The organism is Sphingomonas sp. Ant20, from assembly GCF_000783375.1.
Lineage (GTDB): Bacteria > Pseudomonadota > Alphaproteobacteria > Sphingomonadales > Sphingomonadaceae > Sphingomonas > Sphingomonas aerolata.
The window spans coordinates 13,504-29,680 of sequence record NZ_JRVI01000060.1; the positions used below are offsets into that span (position 1 = coordinate 13,504).

At 64.9% G+C, this 16,177-nt stretch carries 15 protein-coding genes and 1 pseudogene; 9 read left to right on the top strand and 7 right to left on the bottom strand.

The window, feature by feature from the left end:
* Nucleotides 1–47: 47 nt before the first annotated feature.
* From NI18_RS23300 to NI18_RS09955, 3 genes are all read right to left on the bottom strand, one after another.
* Nucleotides 48–767 (bottom strand): MBL fold metallo-hydrolase, encoded by a 720-nt coding sequence (locus NI18_RS23300; protein WP_306286342.1) that lies wholly within the window; start codon nucleotides 765–767, stop codon nucleotides 48–50.
* Nucleotides 731–1,114 (bottom strand): hypothetical protein, encoded by a 384-nt coding sequence (locus tag NI18_RS26850; protein ID WP_037529805.1) that lies wholly within the window; start codon nucleotides 1,112–1,114, stop codon nucleotides 731–733. The genes NI18_RS23300 and NI18_RS26850 overlap by 37 nt, the downstream gene beginning before the upstream one ends.
* 83 nt (nucleotides 1,115–1,197) lie before the next feature.
* Nucleotides 1,198–2,205 (bottom strand): alpha/beta hydrolase fold domain-containing protein, encoded by a 1,008-nt coding sequence (locus NI18_RS09955; protein ID WP_084215142.1) that lies wholly within the window; start codon nucleotides 2,203–2,205, stop codon nucleotides 1,198–1,200.
* A 710-nt stretch (nucleotides 2,206–2,915) separates the two neighbouring features.
* On the opposite strand from NI18_RS09955, the gene NI18_RS09960 reads away from it, so the two are divergent.
* From NI18_RS09960 to NI18_RS09975, 4 genes and pseudogenes are all read left to right on the top strand, one after another.
* The gene (locus NI18_RS09960) at nucleotides 2,916–3,281 is read left to right on the top strand and encodes a MarR family transcriptional regulator (protein ID WP_347574838.1); all 366 of its coding nucleotides are present in this window, start codon (nucleotides 2,916–2,918) and stop codon (nucleotides 3,279–3,281) included.
* Nucleotides 3,282–3,602: 321 nt separating this feature from the next.
* Nucleotides 3,603–4,256 carry a hypothetical protein gene (locus tag NI18_RS09965; protein ID WP_037529807.1) on the top strand — a complete coding sequence of 218 codons (654 nt, stop codon included), beginning with the start codon at nucleotides 3,603–3,605 and terminating at the stop codon, nucleotides 4,254–4,256.
* 777 nt (nucleotides 4,257–5,033) lie between these two features.
* Nucleotides 5,034–5,969 carry a phospholipase D-like domain-containing protein gene (locus tag NI18_RS09970; RefSeq protein ID WP_198526992.1) on the top strand — a complete coding sequence of 312 codons (936 nt, stop codon included), beginning with the start codon at nucleotides 5,034–5,036 and terminating at the stop codon, nucleotides 5,967–5,969.
* Nucleotides 5,970–5,978: 9 nt separating this feature from the next.
* Nucleotides 5,979–6,910: pseudogene (locus NI18_RS09975) on the top strand (IS5 family transposase).
* A 75-nt stretch (nucleotides 6,911–6,985) separates the two neighbouring features.
* On the opposite strand, the gene NI18_RS09980 reads toward NI18_RS09975, so the two are convergent.
* On the bottom strand, nucleotides 6,986–9,229 hold the full coding sequence (locus NI18_RS09980) for a TonB-dependent siderophore receptor (protein ID WP_037529808.1): 2,244 nt from the start codon (nucleotides 9,227–9,229) through the stop codon (nucleotides 6,986–6,988).
* 140 nt (nucleotides 9,230–9,369) lie between these two features.
* Between NI18_RS09980 and NI18_RS09985 the strand changes: the two genes are divergently transcribed.
* The 4 genes from NI18_RS09985 (at nucleotide 9,370) to NI18_RS10000 (ending at nucleotide 12,014) form a co-directional block, all read left to right on the top strand.
* A complete protein-coding gene (locus tag NI18_RS09985; RefSeq protein WP_037529809.1) occupies nucleotides 9,370–9,927 on the top strand; it encodes a pyridoxamine 5'-phosphate oxidase family protein in 558 nt (185 codons plus the stop codon).
* Nucleotides 9,924–10,124 carry a DUF2007 domain-containing protein gene (locus tag NI18_RS09990; protein ID WP_037529810.1) on the top strand — a complete coding sequence of 67 codons (201 nt, stop codon included), beginning with the start codon at nucleotides 9,924–9,926 and terminating at the stop codon, nucleotides 10,122–10,124. Before NI18_RS09985 ends, NI18_RS09990 begins: the two co-directional genes overlap by 4 nt.
* Before the next feature lie 171 nt (nucleotides 10,125–10,295).
* The gene (locus NI18_RS09995; RefSeq protein ID WP_031439291.1) at nucleotides 10,296–10,634 is read left to right on the top strand and encodes a P-II family nitrogen regulator; all 339 of its coding nucleotides are present in this window, start codon (nucleotides 10,296–10,298) and stop codon (nucleotides 10,632–10,634) included.
* Nucleotides 10,635–10,649: 15 nt separating this feature from the next.
* On the top strand, nucleotides 10,650–12,014 hold the full coding sequence (locus tag NI18_RS10000; protein WP_192007886.1) for an ammonium transporter: 1,365 nt from the start codon (nucleotides 10,650–10,652) through the stop codon (nucleotides 12,012–12,014).
* A gap of 186 nt (nucleotides 12,015–12,200) precedes the next feature.
* Here NI18_RS10000 and NI18_RS10005 read toward each other — a convergent pair whose 3' ends face one another.
* The 3 genes from NI18_RS10005 to recQ are packed head-to-tail and all read right to left on the bottom strand — an operon-like array spanning nucleotide 12,201 to nucleotide 14,742.
* Nucleotides 12,201–12,551, bottom strand: coding sequence for a hypothetical protein (locus NI18_RS10005; RefSeq protein ID WP_306286339.1), 351 nt, complete (start codon nucleotides 12,549–12,551; stop codon nucleotides 12,201–12,203).
* Nucleotides 12,548–12,976: a TIGR01244 family sulfur transferase gene (locus tag NI18_RS10010; protein WP_037529812.1), complete on the bottom strand. Its 429-nt coding sequence runs from the start codon at nucleotides 12,974–12,976 to the stop codon at nucleotides 12,548–12,550. Before NI18_RS10010 ends, NI18_RS10005 begins: the two co-directional genes overlap by 4 nt.
* On the bottom strand, nucleotides 12,973–14,742 hold the full coding sequence (gene recQ, locus NI18_RS10015) for a DNA helicase RecQ (RefSeq protein ID WP_037529813.1): 1,770 nt from the start codon (nucleotides 14,740–14,742) through the stop codon (nucleotides 12,973–12,975). Before recQ ends, NI18_RS10010 begins: the two co-directional genes overlap by 4 nt.
* Nucleotides 14,743–14,942: 200 nt before the next feature.
* Here recQ and NI18_RS10020 point away from each other — a divergent pair, with 200 nt between their 5' ends.
* Nucleotides 14,943–16,016, top strand: coding sequence for a type I restriction endonuclease (locus NI18_RS10020; protein WP_031439295.1), 1,074 nt, complete (start codon nucleotides 14,943–14,945; stop codon nucleotides 16,014–16,016).
* The last annotated feature ends 161 nt before the right edge of the window (nucleotides 16,017–16,177 follow it).

Here is a 16,177-nt window from a genome sequence, read left to right on the forward strand (position 1 = left end):
GAGTTGGTGAGCAGCCGGCAGACGAACGCCCAGTTGTAAGAAGGTGCTCAGGGTCTTCCGAACATCAATCGTCGGTAGCGGTCGGTCGCGAAGGGGGCCGCCTCGATCCGACCCCCTTCGAGCATGTCCAGCCGGACGGTGTCGAAGGCCTTGTCGACGTCCATTCCAGCACGATCCAGCACGATCGCGCCGTGACCAGGCAGAAGAAGGTCCCAGCGCACGACGTTGCCGAGGCTCATCGTGAAACGCGACAGCTTCCGCAGTGATTCCAGATAGTCGCGATTGTTGGCATAGGCGGTGTCCTGCGTCCCCAGTCGGCTATCGAACAGGACGGTGTCGCCGCTGAACAGGACGTTGCGCCCATCGGCGATCATGTAGAATGCGGTCGAGCCAGCCGTGTGCCCCGGCGTAGAGATCGCGTGGATCGTCTTGTTGCCAAGGCGCAGCTCCTCGCCGTCGACGATGCGCCGGTCCACCGTCGTGGTCGGATAGTCGCGCTCGATCGAGGGGTCGAAGAACTTCGCCGTGACGCGCGTCGCCCGTTCCACGGCATCGGCGTCGGCTACTCCGACGAGGATGCTGGCTCCCTGTCGGCGGAAGAGGCCGTCAACCATCGAATGGTCGAAATGGGCATGCGTGTTCAGGACCCAGCGGACGCGCTTCGGCGAGAAGCCGAGCTTCGTTATCGCCGAACAGATCGCGTCGAAGTTGCGCGAAAGCCCCGGGTCGATCAGGACGAGCCCTTCCGGCCCGGCGTCGAGAGGTATGTCAGCGTCGGATCGCTGCTCACGAGATACACGTCGCCGATGATGCGCGCGGGAACGGGCAGCGTCGCGGGGACGGGGGCCTGGGAGAGGCCGAGCCTCGCCGACGTCCTTGCCATGGCCTCCGGCTGAGGCCACCGCTCGGTCAGCGGAAGCCGCTTGGCCAGCTGCCTGTTGGTCCACGTGTAGCGATCCATCGCCACATGCTGACCTTCCTCCGTGACGGTCACCGGCAGCGATCCAGCGCTCGCGTTCGAGCCTGACGACTGAACCTGCGCCGCGGCGGACGCGACCGGGCCGGGCGCAATGCAGAGAGACGCGGCGCAAGCCCATACCAGCTTCTTCGACATCCGCTTTCCTTCGTCAGTGAGTAGATCAGTCGAACCGTCGAGGCTCGCCCATCGCGCTGCGTCGCGTGAATACCGACGTTCGACTACTTCGCGCGGCCGAGATGCCGATCCAGGAAACGGTTCATCGTATCGAACGCCTCCGTCGTCTCCGGGATGTCCAGTCCGGTCCAGAAGGCATGGGGAAGGCCTTCGAATACCACGAGATCCGCATCCACGCCCGACCGCAGCAAGGCCCGGTGATATATGGCGGACTGGCTCAGCAGCTGATCCCGCGTACTGGCGAGAACCAGTGTCGGCGGCAGTCCGCGAAGATCGCTGAATAGCGGCGAGACCATTGGATCCGATCGGTTCGCCGAGCCGACATAGCCCGTCAGCACCTTTCCTACGCCCTGACCCATCAGGGGAGGCAGGTAGCCTTCGCTGTCCCCGGACCGGGTAAAGTCCGCCGTGAGCGAGAAGACGCCCGCAGCGGCGGGCATCGGCAGACGTTCCTTGGCCAGCCTGGCGAGCAGTTCGGCCGTGAGAATGGCTCCGGCCGACGTGCCATAGACGCCGATGTCGGCGGGACGGTGATCCTTCAGTGCGAAACGATAGGCAGCGAGCGCGTCGTCCACCGCGGCAGGGAACGGGTTTTCCGGTGCGAGACGGTAGAGGACGGAGACTATCCTGGTCTTGCTGAGAGCCGCCAGACGGACGTTCTCGGTCATCGATCCCGCATCGACGATGAAGCCGCCGCCGTGAAAGTTGATGAGCAGACTACGTCTGCGATCTTCACGGATCACCTTCGGCTCGAACGTCAGAGCCGGCACTCCGGCCCAGGTCGTCTTCGTCACCTTGACCCCGTACCTGGCAGCCTGTGCCTGGCCGATAGTGAGCTGCTGGGCGGCTGTCATGGCGCGCATCTGGGGGATGGACGGCGGGGCCGCAGCGGTGATGCCCAGAGTTTCCTTCCCCTGATCGGCAAGAAGAGCGCGCGCCTGATCGCTCATCGTCTTCGGAAGAGGCGGTTGGGGAAACTCCTGCGCAAAGGCTGACGTGCCCAGGAAAAACGCAGCGATCGCTGCTACGGAAAATACAGGGCTGGTCTTCATCGCTTTTCTCCGCGTCGATTCTTTCAGCCGCCCCTCGACCCTTCGCGTTCTGCAAGGCCGAGCTGTCACATGTCATCGGACCTGCCGGCGACAGAGGAGCGCTGCTGTACGCCCCTCAACATGACAAAAACCGTTACGTTCCCAGTTTTGGGCAATCGATTGCCCAATCGCGCGTTTTTTCTGGAAGCGGGCGCTGCGCACTGTCTTCCGCAACGTGAAGCGAAGGTTTCGGTGGAAAGCGGATGCGACGCTGAACAGGCTGCATCGCGTCGAGGAACATCCTCGTCCGCGATCCTGCGAACGAGCGACCGTCGTCTTTCCGGTACGCGATCACTGTCGCCCGTCTGCCGCAGCCAGGAGATTAACGCGCGAACGCGTGGACGGAGATGAACGGTAAAGACGGGCGGCGCCATCGTGGCGAAGAGTGTCGTCAGCTCGCCCGAACGCAATGCGATGAACTCTACTGCACGGTGAACGACAATCCTGTTGCCATTTCAAACTCGCTGGATTGAAAAGCGCAGCAGGCGATAGTGCGCTGCGGATCGCAGGCCGCATGACGCTGGTCGTGAAACCAAGGGACGCTCGTGGCTGAACCGATAAAACCACCCCCTGCTCAGTATCTGCGGGACGACGTCGTTCGCGGCGGGATGGATCTGCTGCTATTCGCCCACAAGGCTCATCTTCGGCATGCCGATGCGGAGCTCGATGCCATGGGCCTGGGCCGGGCACATCATCGCTGCCTGTACTTCGTCGGGCGGCAGCCGGATCTGTCCGTCGGCGACCTGCTGCGCCTCCTGGGCATTACCAAGCAGTCCCTCGGCCGCGTGCTGGGCAAACTGGTCAAACAGGGTCTCATAGCACAGCGGGTCGGTGACGCCGATCGACGTCAGCGCCTGCTTCGGCTGACGACTTCCGGCGCAGCACTGGAAGCGCAGCTTTTCGACGGACTCCACCGCAACATGAGTCGCGCCTACGTCGCCTCCGGAGAGGACGCCGTGAACGGCTTCTGGACGATGATGCAGAATCTCATGAGCGAGGACGTGCGGGAACAATTCGCCGCCTTCCACTTCCGGTAGACCGATCGCCTGGGCCAGCATTCACGAGGAGCGGCACCCCGACGCGCGGCAGCGGCCGCAGTTTCGTCAGGGCCGACGTCGATATTCGAGAACAAGCCCACCCACGATCTCGGAAAGGCAGGCGGGACGCAAATGCCTTCCAGGATCCGGCCATTGGCGAGGCGCGACCGGCACGCCGCCGTACTGGCGATGACGAGATACGCTTCGACGAACGATCATCAACCATCTCGCCGAGCGGCAATTCGGCCGACCACCCGCGTGCGGCTTCCGGACCTTCCGAGCCGACGGCTCGCACTCGGCGGCATATGCGAGGGAGAAGACATGAACTATCGTGATATCGGACTTCCGAACTACCTCGAACTGGCCATGTCGGACGGCAGGCCGAAGGGCGTCTGCTTCGTTGAAGACGAGGCAAGTAGGAACGCCCTGCGGGCAGGGCGCTGCGAACTCGACAGGATCGCGATCGAACGGGGGCTGCTTCCGGTCGGAAGCAGTTTCGTATCCCGCCCAGGTGTCGGCCGGGAACCCGGGCTGACCTCCGGCGATGCCGCAGGCTCGCGGCAGATGGTCTCCGGTACTCTCCTGGGCTTCCCCGATGACGACGACTTCGATCCAGACGACTTCATCACGCCTGAGAAGGACGCGACGGCGCGGGAGGTTCGGCCGACGTCGGCGGGACGCTATCACTCGCTCGTCGATGCGCTTCAGGCCGAGCGCGGCAGTAGTACCCATCTGGCATTCGCGCTGATCGTCGATGCGCTCGACGGAGGTGTCGAGGGCGATCCCGACCGTGGAGCGATTCGGTCCTGCTGCAGCACGCACCCCGATCCGACGAGGGGCCTGTACATCAGCGGCGGCGGAACGCGCTTCCACTGCTTCTCCTGCGGAGCAGGCGGAACCGAGGTCGACTGGCTTGTCCTGCGTCATGGCATATCCCGCATGGAAGCCGGTAGGATCGTGGCTTCGAGACGCTGACCGGGGGGGCGCTTCTCCCGGACGATCTCCATTGCCGAACGGCCACGCCGCAGGAGTGTGCGTCGCGATCCAGGCCGCCGCCTCTGCGATGCAGCATCATGTGGATGATCGCTTCAACCAGACGACATCGTCGATCACGGGCCGCTGCTCGCGCAGGTCTGACAGATAGGCTCTCCATCTGCGACCGGACGCGGCGGCGGGGCGCGGAATCGCGACGCGCCCTGTCAGGTCGACGCCGGGTGAAAGCCGGGGCCACGCGACAGCTACTGGCCGCCGCGCGGCACCGGCATGGATCCCGAGGACGTCGTGCGCGTGAACTCGCGCGACCGGCATTGACCGCATATCCCGTCGTGATCGTATCATCGTGGAATTCTCGCTGCATGTCCTGCAGGCTGCCGTGGCAAGGGGGACAGCGTCGATGCCGTCGAGATCGGTTCGTCCTTCGGCGCCTTCTGTCGGACTGTCCGGAGCACTGCCGGCTCAAGATGTTCTGCAGCTTGGCGGGGGCCGATGACGACATCGGACGCGGGCATGCTGCACGGCGACGACGTGCGGGATCCTGCGCAAGCTCGAGATAGGCAAGCCGGGATGATCATCGCCGCCGGGCATTCCGCAGCCCAGGGCATGAGCGGCCCCCGGGTCCGAGCATGGAGACGATGGCGGCCATGTGCTATCGTCGGCCGATGTCGCCTAGGGGATCGCATGGGTATCGAATGCTTCGCTGAGGGAGAAGTCGCCAATGCGCCCTTCATGCTCAAGGTCCACCGTGGAGAGGGAATGGCGCTGCTTGCGATGGACTGGCGCCGCGGACGGCCACCGCAGGATTTCGTCGGGTTCGCGATCGAATATGCGGAGCCCGGCAGCGATCGCTTCTACCCGCTGAAGAACCGACTGACGTTCGGTGGCGACGCGGGCACCGTCCCGAGCGCCGAACGGCCCGAAACCTTCTCGACGCTCGTCGCGCCGATCCAGAAGTTCCGCTGGATACACTTCCCGCGCAACGCCGAACTTCAGGGCGACTTCTCCTACCGGGTCACGCCGATGCATATGGACGCCGACGGGACGCTGGAGGCGGGCGTCGCCCAGACCGCCTCACTGGCCCTCGCTCGCGACACCGTTCCGGGGCTGCTCAACGTCGCTTTCACGCGCGGATTCGTATCCTCGCAGGCGTTCGTCGACCGGTTCGCCCGCCGCGGTGGGATCGACAGCCTTGTGCCCGGCGACGCGGACGACGGCCTGACCTTCGTTCCGACCCACCACGACGCCGCGGCGGCCTATGCCTGGATGGGCTTCGAGGCCCGTCAGGCGATTTTCGACCTGCTGGACGCCGCCTTGGACGATCCTACCGCCCAGGTCGGCGTGATCGCTTTCGATCTCAACCTTCCCGAGATCGTCGAGCGGTTGACCAGGCTCGGCTCACGCGCCCGCGTGATCATCGACGATTCCGAGGCTCACGTCGGCGGTTCCGAGGACGAGGCCGAACGGGTCCTTGCCGAGGCCGGCGTGACGGTCAGGCGCCAGAGCATGGGCAGACTCCAGCACAACAAGACCGTCTACGTCGATGGCGACGCCGTTAAGCAGGTGCTCTGCGGCTCGACGAACATGAGCTGGCGCGGCCTCTACGTGCAGTCCAACAACGCGCTGGTCCTTACCGGAGAGCGGCTTTGTTGCACAAAGGGCGTTGGGATTCCCTGTGAGGGTCAGGAAGCGTAGGTGGGATGGATGCCAAAACCGACCATGCCGAAGTACCGCACGACGAACTGGAGCGAGTATAACGCAGCGCTGAAGCGCCGCGGGTCGCTGGAGGTCTGGTTTGACCCGGGCATGGATTGGCTGGCAGCCCCGATTGGTCGTCGAGGTCGGCCGATGCGGTTTTCGGACAGCGCGATCAGGGTTTGCCTGACGCTGAAGATAGTGTTCGGACTGCCGCTACGGCAGGTGACGGGACTGGTTGCCAGCCTGCTGAAGCTGGCAAAGCTGGATTGGCCGGTGCCGGATTACACGACGCTATGCCGTCGGCAGAAGACATTGGCGGTGTCACTTGATGGTCGCGCCAGTACGGGTGGTCTGCATTTGCTGGTCGACAGTACCGGGATCAAGATGATGGGCGAAGGCGAATGGAAGACGCGCAAGCACGGCGCTTCCTACCGTCGCCAGTGGCGTAAGGTTCACCTTGGGATCGACGCCGAAACCCTGGAGATCCGGGCCATCGAGGTCACAACCAATGCGATTGGCGACGCCGCGACACTGCCGGATCTGCTGGCGCAAATCCCGACGGACGAACGGATTACGATCGTCGGGGGTGATGGCGCCTACGACACCAGAAAGTGTCGGGCCGCGATCGCAGCCCGGGGCGCAGACGCGGTCATTCCCGTACGCCGGGGCGGCCAGCCATGGAAGAAGCCGGCGGCCGGCGCCGATGCTCGCAACGAAACGCTACGCGCGATGAAAGGCTCGGTCGAACAATCTGGAAGAAGTGGAGCGGCTACCATCGCCGCAGCCTGGTCGAGACGAAGATGCACTGCTTCAAGCTGCTCGGCGAGCGCGTCGCATCGCGCACCTTTGATCGTCAGATTACCGAGCTCAAACTCCGTGCCGCAGTTCTCAATCGATTTTCACAAATAGGAACACCGACCACCATCCGCGTTGCATAGATCTCGTCAGTAAAACCATATTTGTGCTTAATTATCTTTGTGCAACAAAGCCCCCGCGCATGGTCGAGCAGCCGGTTACCAGCGATACCCGATCGTTGCCTGCACGGTGCGGCGGTTGCCGTACCAGCACCAGGCATAGTTGGCGAAGCAGCTCGTCAGATACTTCTTGTCGAACAGGTTGGTCGCGTTGACGCCGAGATCGACATTGGCAAGCCGCGGGCTGAGCTTGCCCAGATCATAACGCAGCAGCGCGTCGAACACCGTATAGGCCGGCGAATAGCGCGCGACGCCGTCCGAATAGAAATCGGCATAGGTCTTGTCGACGTGCCGCACCGCGCCGCCGATCGCAAAGCCCGACGCCGGCCCTTCGGTCGGTGCCCATTCGAGGTTCGCCGAGATCCCGCCGCGCCCGACCGTCGCGAGCGGCAGGCCGATATTTGCGGGGATGACGTCCTCGACCTTCTTCACGCGCTGGCGGCTATAGGCGAGCTTGGCGTTGAAGCCGTAGGGCAGCGGCGCGCTCGCCTCGACCTCGACACCCTGCGACCGGACCTTGCCGACTTGGTCCGCGGTGAAGTCGGGATAGTTGACGACGACATTGGTCTGCTCAATTCGGAACCAGGCCGCGGTGACCAGGATCGCGGTACCGGTCGGCTGGAATTTCGCCCCCGCCTCGATCTGCTTGCCGAGCGAGGGCTGGGCGAGGCTGCCGTCGCGCAGGCGCGCATTCTGCGGCTCGAACGAGGTCGAGTAGCTCGCATAGGGCGCAAGCCCGAACGGCAGCAGGTACAGCGCGCCCGCGCGCCAGGTGAATTTGTCGTCCTCCTGTGCCAGCCCGTCGCGCGCCTGGCGGGCCCAGTCCTGGCGGCCGCTCAGCGTCACGCGCAGCCCGCCGACCGCGATCTGGTCCTGCGCATAGACCCCCTGCTGGCGCTGGCGGACATTGGCCGATGCGACGTCGGCCAGGCTGCCGTCAAAGGCGTAGCCCGCGACCTCGAACGGCGACTGCGGTGTCGGCATCGTCCCGTAGACCGGGTTGAACACGTCGATCGGCGTCGCGCCGCCAAAGGCCGAGAGCCCGGCCGAATGTGCGACCTGCCGATCGGCGCCGAACAACAGGCTGTGCGTCAGCGGTCCGGTGACGACCTTGCCGGTCAGCTGATTGTCGAACGTCCAGTTGTTCAGCTGTTCGCGCGTCGAATAGGAGTAGCGGCCATAGACGGTCGGCGCCGTCGCAAACGGATCGAGCGCCGGTCCGCCGGTATAGACGATCCCCAGATCGCTCTTCACATATTGATAGCGACCCGACGACCGCAACGCCCAGCCGCTGCCGAAATCATGGTTGAAGATATAGGTCAGCGCCGCCTGTTCGCGGCTGAAGAAATCCCCCGGCTCGCCGCCGTAGAATTTCGTCGAGATCTTGCCCGCCGGGTTGTCGATCAACGTGCCGAGCGCGGGGAAGACGCCGTAATTGCCGTTATAGGGATCGTGCGAATAGGCGCCGAGCAGCGTGAAGCTGGTGCTGCTGCCCGCGCCGGCGGTCACCGCGGCGGAGATCGTCTGGCGTTCGCGCTTGCCCTGACCCTGCGTTTGCTGATCGTCGGCGCCATTCGCGCTGCCATAGATGCGCCACAGCACGCCGTCCCCTGCGCGCCCGCCGATATCAGCGTCGACGCGGTACAGGTCGTAGGTGCCATAGGTGCCGCTGACCGCACCATAGGTTGCGCGATCAAGCGGCAGCTTGCTGACCTCCGCGACCAGACCGCCCGGGCTCGACTGGCCATAGAGCACCGACGCCGGGCCCTTGATAATCTCGACCCGATCGAGCCGCGACACGTCGACCTGCGGCACCGCATAGCCGGTCGCGCTGCCGAACTGGCGCAGGCCGTCGAGATAGACCGGTGCGTCGAACCCGCGCAGCTTGAACTGATCGTACACTTCGGCCGATGCGCCGCGCGTCTCGGGGGTCACACCCGCGACGAAGCGCAGCGCCTGATTGAGGTTCTGCAGCCCCAGCCCGGCAATGTCGGCGGCGCTGATCACGCTGATCGACTGCGGGGTCTCGACGATCGGCGTCGCGCTCTTCGTCCCCGACGACGCGATCGTCGTCGCCTTCTCGCCGGTCACGACGATCACGCCGTGATCCTGCGGTTCGGACGCGTCGGACGCGTCGGACTCGTCGAGGCTTGTTGCCGCTGCCACAGACGCGTTGGGGGTCGTGTCATCCGGGGCGGACGTGGCCCAAGCCGGTGCTGCGGGCAGCGCGGCCGTGAGAATGGTGCCGGCGAGCAGCAGGCGGGCGAAGCGACGATCGGACATGAAAAACCCCTTTCCGGCTCGCTACTGTTGTCGCGACTGATTTGCAATAGCGTTGCGACCGATTCGCAAACCGCGCTTTCAGTGGCGTGGAAAGCGGTTCACCGTTCGCGTCGGGGCGATGGTCCTGATAGGGTGGCGACATGGACTTCTTCCCCGCCCTTACCGACGCGCACCGCGCGTTCGTCGAACGCCAGCCCGTGTTCTTCGTTGCGACCGCGGCCGAGGGTGCGCGGATCAACCTCAGCCCCAAGGGCATGGACAGCTTCCGCGTGCTCGACGCCGGCACCGTCGCCTATCTCGACGTCGGCGGCTCGGGGAACGAGACCAATGCACATCTCGCCGCCGACGGACGCATCACGATCATGTTCTGCGCGTTCGACCGTCCCGCGCTCATCTTCCGCATCTATGGGCACGGCACCGCGGTGCTGCCGCAGGACGATCGCTGGGACGCGCTCTATGCGCAGTTCACGCCGTTGCCGGGGACCCGGCAGATCTTCGAGATCGCGGTCGATCAGGTGCAGACGAGCTGCGGATGGGGCGTGCCCGTCATGACGCTCGATCGCGAACGCCAGACCCTGTCCAAATATCAAGCCGGGCAGAGCGACGCCGAACGGCTCGCCGAATGGGCCGAGCATCCGCGCAGCATCGATGGTCTGCCGACGCGCGTGCCGACCGTCGCGCCCGGTGCAGCCCGATGAGTCTCGCCGAGCTTGGCCGCTACAGCCGCAACGAGGCGCTGATCATCGCCGGTCGGCTCGAAAGCGAAGGCATCGCCGCGATCGTGTTCGATGGCGACATGGCGATCGGCGACGGCAGCGATCTGCTGATACCGGTCCGCGTGATGGTCGACGCCGACGATTTCGCCGAGGCACGCGAAATTATTCCTGACCGCTGATCAGAAATCGTCCGGCGACGCTCTGCCCGTTTTTCAGGCAATTGTCCCGCGCTGCACAGTTTCTAGCGGCCCGGCGCATCTGACACCCCGTATTCCACCCCCTCCCGCACCCTGTCAGAAAACTGGCACGGTCGTTGCGTTGTGTTCGACGTAACAAGGGGAAGGGGCGCGATGAAACTCGTCATTGCCATCATCAAGCCGTTCAAGCTCGACGAGGTGCGCGAAGCGCTCACCACGCTCGGCGTGGCGGGCATGACGGTCACCGAGGTCAAGGGGTTCGGCCGGCAAAAGGGTCAGACCGAGATTTATCGCGGTGCCGAATACACGACCAACATGGTGCCCAAGATCAAGGTCGAGGTCGTGTGCGCGACGAGCCTGGTGGACCGCGTGGTCGAGGCGATCCAGGCATCCGCCAACACCGGCGCGATCGGCGATGGCAAGATCTTTGTGGTCGACGTCAGCCAGGCGGTGCGCATCCGCACCGGCGAAACCGACGACTCGGCGCTCTGAGGGGAGGGGGACACGATGAAGCATGACATGAAGACAGCCGCCGCGGCGGTTCTGGGGTTCGGTGCCGCGCTAATCGCCGCCGCGCCCGCCTTTGCACAGACGGTCGTCGCACCCGCGGCCGCGCCCGTCGTCGCCACCGTCAACAAGGGCGATACCGCCTGGATGATGACCTCGACGATCCTCGTCCTGATGATGATCCTGCCGGGTCTCGCGCTGTTCTACGGCGGTCTCACCCGGTCGAAGAACATGCTCTCGACGATGACGCAGATCGGCGCGGTCGCAGCACTCGCGATGCTCATCTGGGTGATGTGGGGCTATACGCTGGCCTTCGGTCCCGACGTGACCAATCCGCTGCTCAGCAACTTCATCGGCAGCCTCGACAAGGCGTTCCTCAAGGGGATCACCCCGGCCTCGCAGGCGGCGACCTTCACCGCGGGCGTCGAAATTCCCGAATATGTCTTCGTCTGTTTCCAGATGACCTTCGCCGCGATCACGATCGCACTGGTGCTGGGCTCGGTCGTCGAGCGGATGAAATTCTCCGCGGTGATGGTGTTCGGCCTGGTCTGGCTGACGATCGTCTATTTCCCGATCGCGCACATGGTCTGGGCCGCGTCGGGCTATTTCTTCAAGGCCGGCGCGCTCGATTTCGCGGGCGGGACCGTCGTCCACATCAACGCGGGCGTTTCCGCGCTGGTCGCCGCACTGATGCTCGGCAAGCGGATCGGCTATCCCAAGGAGCCGATGGCGCCGCATTCGCTGGTGATGACCGGGATCGGCACCGGGCTGCTCTGGGTGGGCTGGTTCGGCTTCAACGCCGGCTCGGCGCTCGAGGCGAACGGGTCGGCCGCGCTGGCGATGATCAACACCTTCGTAGCGACCGCGTCGGCCGCGTTGTTCTGGATGCTCGCCGAGCGGCTGTCGGGTCACAAGGGCTCGGCGCTCGGCTTCTGTTCGGGCATTGTCGCGGGGCTGGTCGCGGTGACGCCGGCGGCGGGCAATTCGGGTCCGTTCGGTGCGATCGTGCTGGGCGCGATCGCCTCGCTGATCTGCTTCATGGCGGTGTCGAAGATCAAGCCGCTACTCGGCTATGACGACTCGCTCGACGCGTTCGGCATCCACGGCATCGGCGGCATGGTCGGCGCGATCGGCACTGCGGTGGTCTATGCGCCGTCGCTCGGTGGCCCGGGTGCCGCCGACTATGCGATCGGCGCCAAGCTGCTGGTGCAGATCCAGGCGGTTCTCGTCACGATCATCTGGGCCTCGGTCGGCACCGTGATCGCGATCCTGATCGCCAAGGCGGTCACCGGCCTGCGCGTCTCGCCCGAAGTCGAGGTCGAGGGTCTCGACATCGGCGAGCATGGCGAGCGTGCCTATAACTGATCCTGTTCGGTAGCGGGCCGCGCGAGCCCGCACCCACGATGTTCCTCCTGCGGACAACCTGGCCCGGTGCGCACAACGCACCGGGTCTTTTTGCGTGTCGATCGCGGTGCCGGCAGGGTGGCCGCTACACGCCGATGTTCCTGGGAGCCAGCCGCCGGATATCGAGCACGTCGACCCGCGAGAGCATCACCGCGCCGAGCGTCCGGTCGCCGGTCTCGACGAGAATTCCCTCCTGCGTCGCGCGCACCGTCCGCAGGTGACCTCGCGCACCGCGATCCGCTTGCCGACACGCTTGACCGCGGCGACACGGCCATCATCGGCGACCGCGAGCGCGCCGCGCCCATCGGCGCCGACGACCGCGCCCGACACGGCAAAGCCCGGCAGTTGCGCCTGCGCCGCCTCGGCGGCCTCCTCGGCGGTCTCGATCCGTATCACACGCCGCTTCCGGACCGCCGCCCAGCCGATACCACCGACCGACGCCACCAATGCCGCGACCGCAGCCCCGATCACCGCGGGGCCGAGCGCGATCGGGATCATCGCGGCCCTGCGAGCGCGTCCAGCATCGGGCGGATCCCGCGCAGGTCATAGCCCGCGTCCTCGGCCTGCGCGAGCAACAGGTTGGGATTGCGCCCCGCCTTTGCCGCGGCCAGCGCCCACAGATTGCAGCTCCGTGTGCCCGACCGGCAATAGGCGAGGACGGGGCCTTTGGCCTCGGTCAGCGCCTGAGTCATCGCGTCGATCTGCGGATGCGAAAAGCCCGCATGCGTCACCGGGATCGCGACATAGTTCAGGCCTGCCGCCTCCGCCGCCGCACGGATCGCGTCACCCGAAGGCTGGCCCGTATCCTCGTCGTCGGGGCGGTTGTTGACGATCGTCTTGAACCCCGCCGCGGCAATGTCCGCGACGTGCTCGACCGCGATCTGCGGCGCGACCGAAATGCTTTCGTTGATGTGCCGGATCATGCGGACTCGCGGATAACTGCCAGAAAGGCATCCCCATAGGCGTCGAGCTTGCGCGCGCCAATGCCCGATAGCACCGCGAGCGCCGCGCGCGATGCGGGTCGCTGCGCCGCCATGTCACGCAGCACCGAATCGTGGAAGATCACATAGGGTGGAACGCCCGCGTCCTTCGCCAGATCGCGGCGGCATACGCGCAGCGCCTCGAACAGCGGATCGTCGACCGGGTTCGGCACGGCCCCCGGTGCAGCCTTGCGCCGTCGCTCGCGCTTGGGCGGCACGATCACCGACAGCGCCGCCTCGCCCTTCAGGATCGCCTTGGCCGCCGGTCCGAATTCGAGGCCGCCGTGCGGGTTCGTCCGCAGCGCATCCTTCAGCATCAGCGCGCGCGATACGGGTTTCAACAGCGCCACCTCGTCGCCCTCGACGATCCCGTACACCGACAGCGCCTCATGCCTGTTCATCAGGCTCCGCTCGCTCGACACCCCGGTCAGGATGCCCTCGATATAGCCGACGCCGAACATCTGCCCCGTCCGGAACACCGCCGACAGGAATTTCCGCGCGGTCTCGGTCGCGTCGACCGCATCGACATTGCCGAGGCAATTGTCGCAATTGCCGCAATCCTCTTGTCTGTCCTCGCCGAAATGCTTGAGCAGGATCCGTCGCCGACACCCCGCGGTCTCGACCAGCCCGCCCATCGCGGTCAGCCGCTGGCGTTCGCCCGCCTGCCGCTCGGGCTCGACCTCGCCGATCCGCTGGCGCGCGCGCGCGAAATCCTCCGCGCCCCAGAACAGATGCGCAATCGCCGGATCGCCGTCGCGGCCGGCACGCCCGGTCTCCTGATAATAGGCCTCGATCGATTTCGGCAGCCCGGCATGCGCGACGAACCGCACGTCGGGCTTGTCGATCCCCATCCCGAACGCGACCGTCGCGCAGATCACCATGTCCTCGCTCGCGACGAAATCCGCCTGGTTCTTCGCGCGCACCTGCGGATCGAGCCCGGCATGATAGGCGCGCGTCGGCCGCCCGCTGCGCCCCAGCGCCTCGGCGAGCTTCTCGGTCGCGGCACGCGTCTGCGCATAGACGATCCCCGGCCCCGGGATCTTCTCGAGGATGTCGGCAATCTGCCGGTTGACGTTGTCGCGTGCCGAGATCGCATAGCGGATGTTCGGCCGGTCGAACCCCGACACGATCAGCCCCTCACGCGAGATCCCCAGCTGCTCGAGGATGTCCGCGCGCGTGTGCGGGTCCGCGGTCGCTGTCAGCGCCAGCCGCGGCACGTCGGGAAAACTGTCGAGCAACGGCCGCAACAGGCGATAGTCGGGGCGGAAGTCATGCCCCCACTCGCTGACGCAGTGCGCCTCGTCGATCGCGAACAGCGAGAGCTTCGCCTGCGACAGCAGATTGCGGAAACTCTCGTTCGAGGCCCGCTCCGGCGCGACGTACAGCAAATCGAGATCGCCCGCGCGGAACCGCGCGATCGTCTCCTCGCGATTGGTATCCACGCTCGTCAGCGTCGCCGCCTTGATCCCCACCGCGGTCGCGGCACGCAGCTGGTCGTGCATCAGCGCGATCAGCGGCGACACGACCACGCACGTCCCCTCGAGCATCGTCGCCGGCAACTGGTAACACAGCGACTTACCAGCCCCGGTCGGCATCACCGCCAGCGTCCGCTGCCCCGCAAGCACGCGGTCGACGACATCGCGCTGCACGCCACGAAAATCAGGAAAGCCGAAGATGCGCTGGAGATCGGGAAGGGGGTCGAGTGCCATCGCCGTCTAGGTAGCGATCCTCGGGGGGATGTCGAGGCGCGGGCGGCTTTCCCTTATGTCCCCTCCCGCCAGCCCTTTGCGTCCTCGACCGGCGGCGCTCGCACCGCGCAAATAGATCGAGATCCAACCAAGTTACAGACGTCGCGGCATAGACCCTTGAAATATCCCGGCGCACGTTCGTGAATTAACGGGAGGCGCGCGTGGAACTGAGTATCAGACTTAGCGAGTTGCAAAAGCGGACGATCGAACACCGCGAGGTTCTACTGACCGAAGAGGCGGCGAAGACCGCGCTGGTCATGCCCTTCCTTCAGTCACTCGGTTACGACGTGTTCAATCCATCCGAAGTCGTCCCGGAATTCAGCGCCGACGTGGGTACCAAGAAGGGTGAGAAAGTTGACTATGCGATCTGCGCTGGCGGCAAGGTGTCGATCCTGATCGAGTGCAAGCCGTCCTCGGTACAGCTCAACGTTAATCATGCGGGGCAGCTGTTCCGCTATTTCAGCGTCACCGATGCGCGGCTCGCGGTGCTTACCAACGGTGTTGTCTACCAGTTCTATTCGGATATCGAACGCCCGAACAAGATGGACGACAAGCCGTTTTTCACGTTCACGATGGACGCGATCAAGCCAGGCGACATCCGTACGCTTGAGAAGTTTACCAAGGCGGCGTTCGACATCGACAAGATCGTCCTGGAGGCCAGCAGTCTCAAAACGCAGTCCCTGATCCGCCTTGAGCTCGAAAAGGAATTTGCCGAGCCGTCCGACGAGTTTGTGAAGATGATGGCGCAGCGAGTCCATGGTGGCCGGCTGACGCCTGCGATCAAGGACGGTTTCGCCAAACTGCTCGCACCCGCGATTGCCGGGCTGATCCGCGATTTTGTCAACGAGCGGCTGTCGTCAGCTTTGAAGGCGTCGAGCCCGGTCGAGGACTTTTCCGAGTCGGTCGATGACGATCCGTCGGATGGCGACGGCATCATCACCACGCAGGAGGAAATTTCCGGCTTCCACATCGTTCAGGCGATCGCTTCGCGGCTGGTCGATCCGAAGCGTGTCATCGTCCGCGATGCGAAATCCTATTGCGCAGTCCTGCTTGACGACAATAACCGCAAGACGATCGCGCGAATGCATTTCAACGGCATTACGACCAAGTATCTCGGTATGTTTGCCGGTAAGGATGAGACGCGGCACCTGTTGCCGGACCTGACGCATATTTACCAGTATTCGGCTGCGATCGAGGCCCGGCTCCGTGAACTGGACCCGTCGATTCCGGCATAAGCGCGGCCAGCGCGTCTTCTTATCTGTCTCAAAAGGACGAGCGGGAGGCGCGCGGCGTGTCTGGTTGGAAGTAGAAGCGCATACGCATCGCCCAACCACCCCGGCGAAGGCCGGGGTCCAGTTGGAGAGGGTGCAGTAACGGAGCGACGTCCTTCGTTATC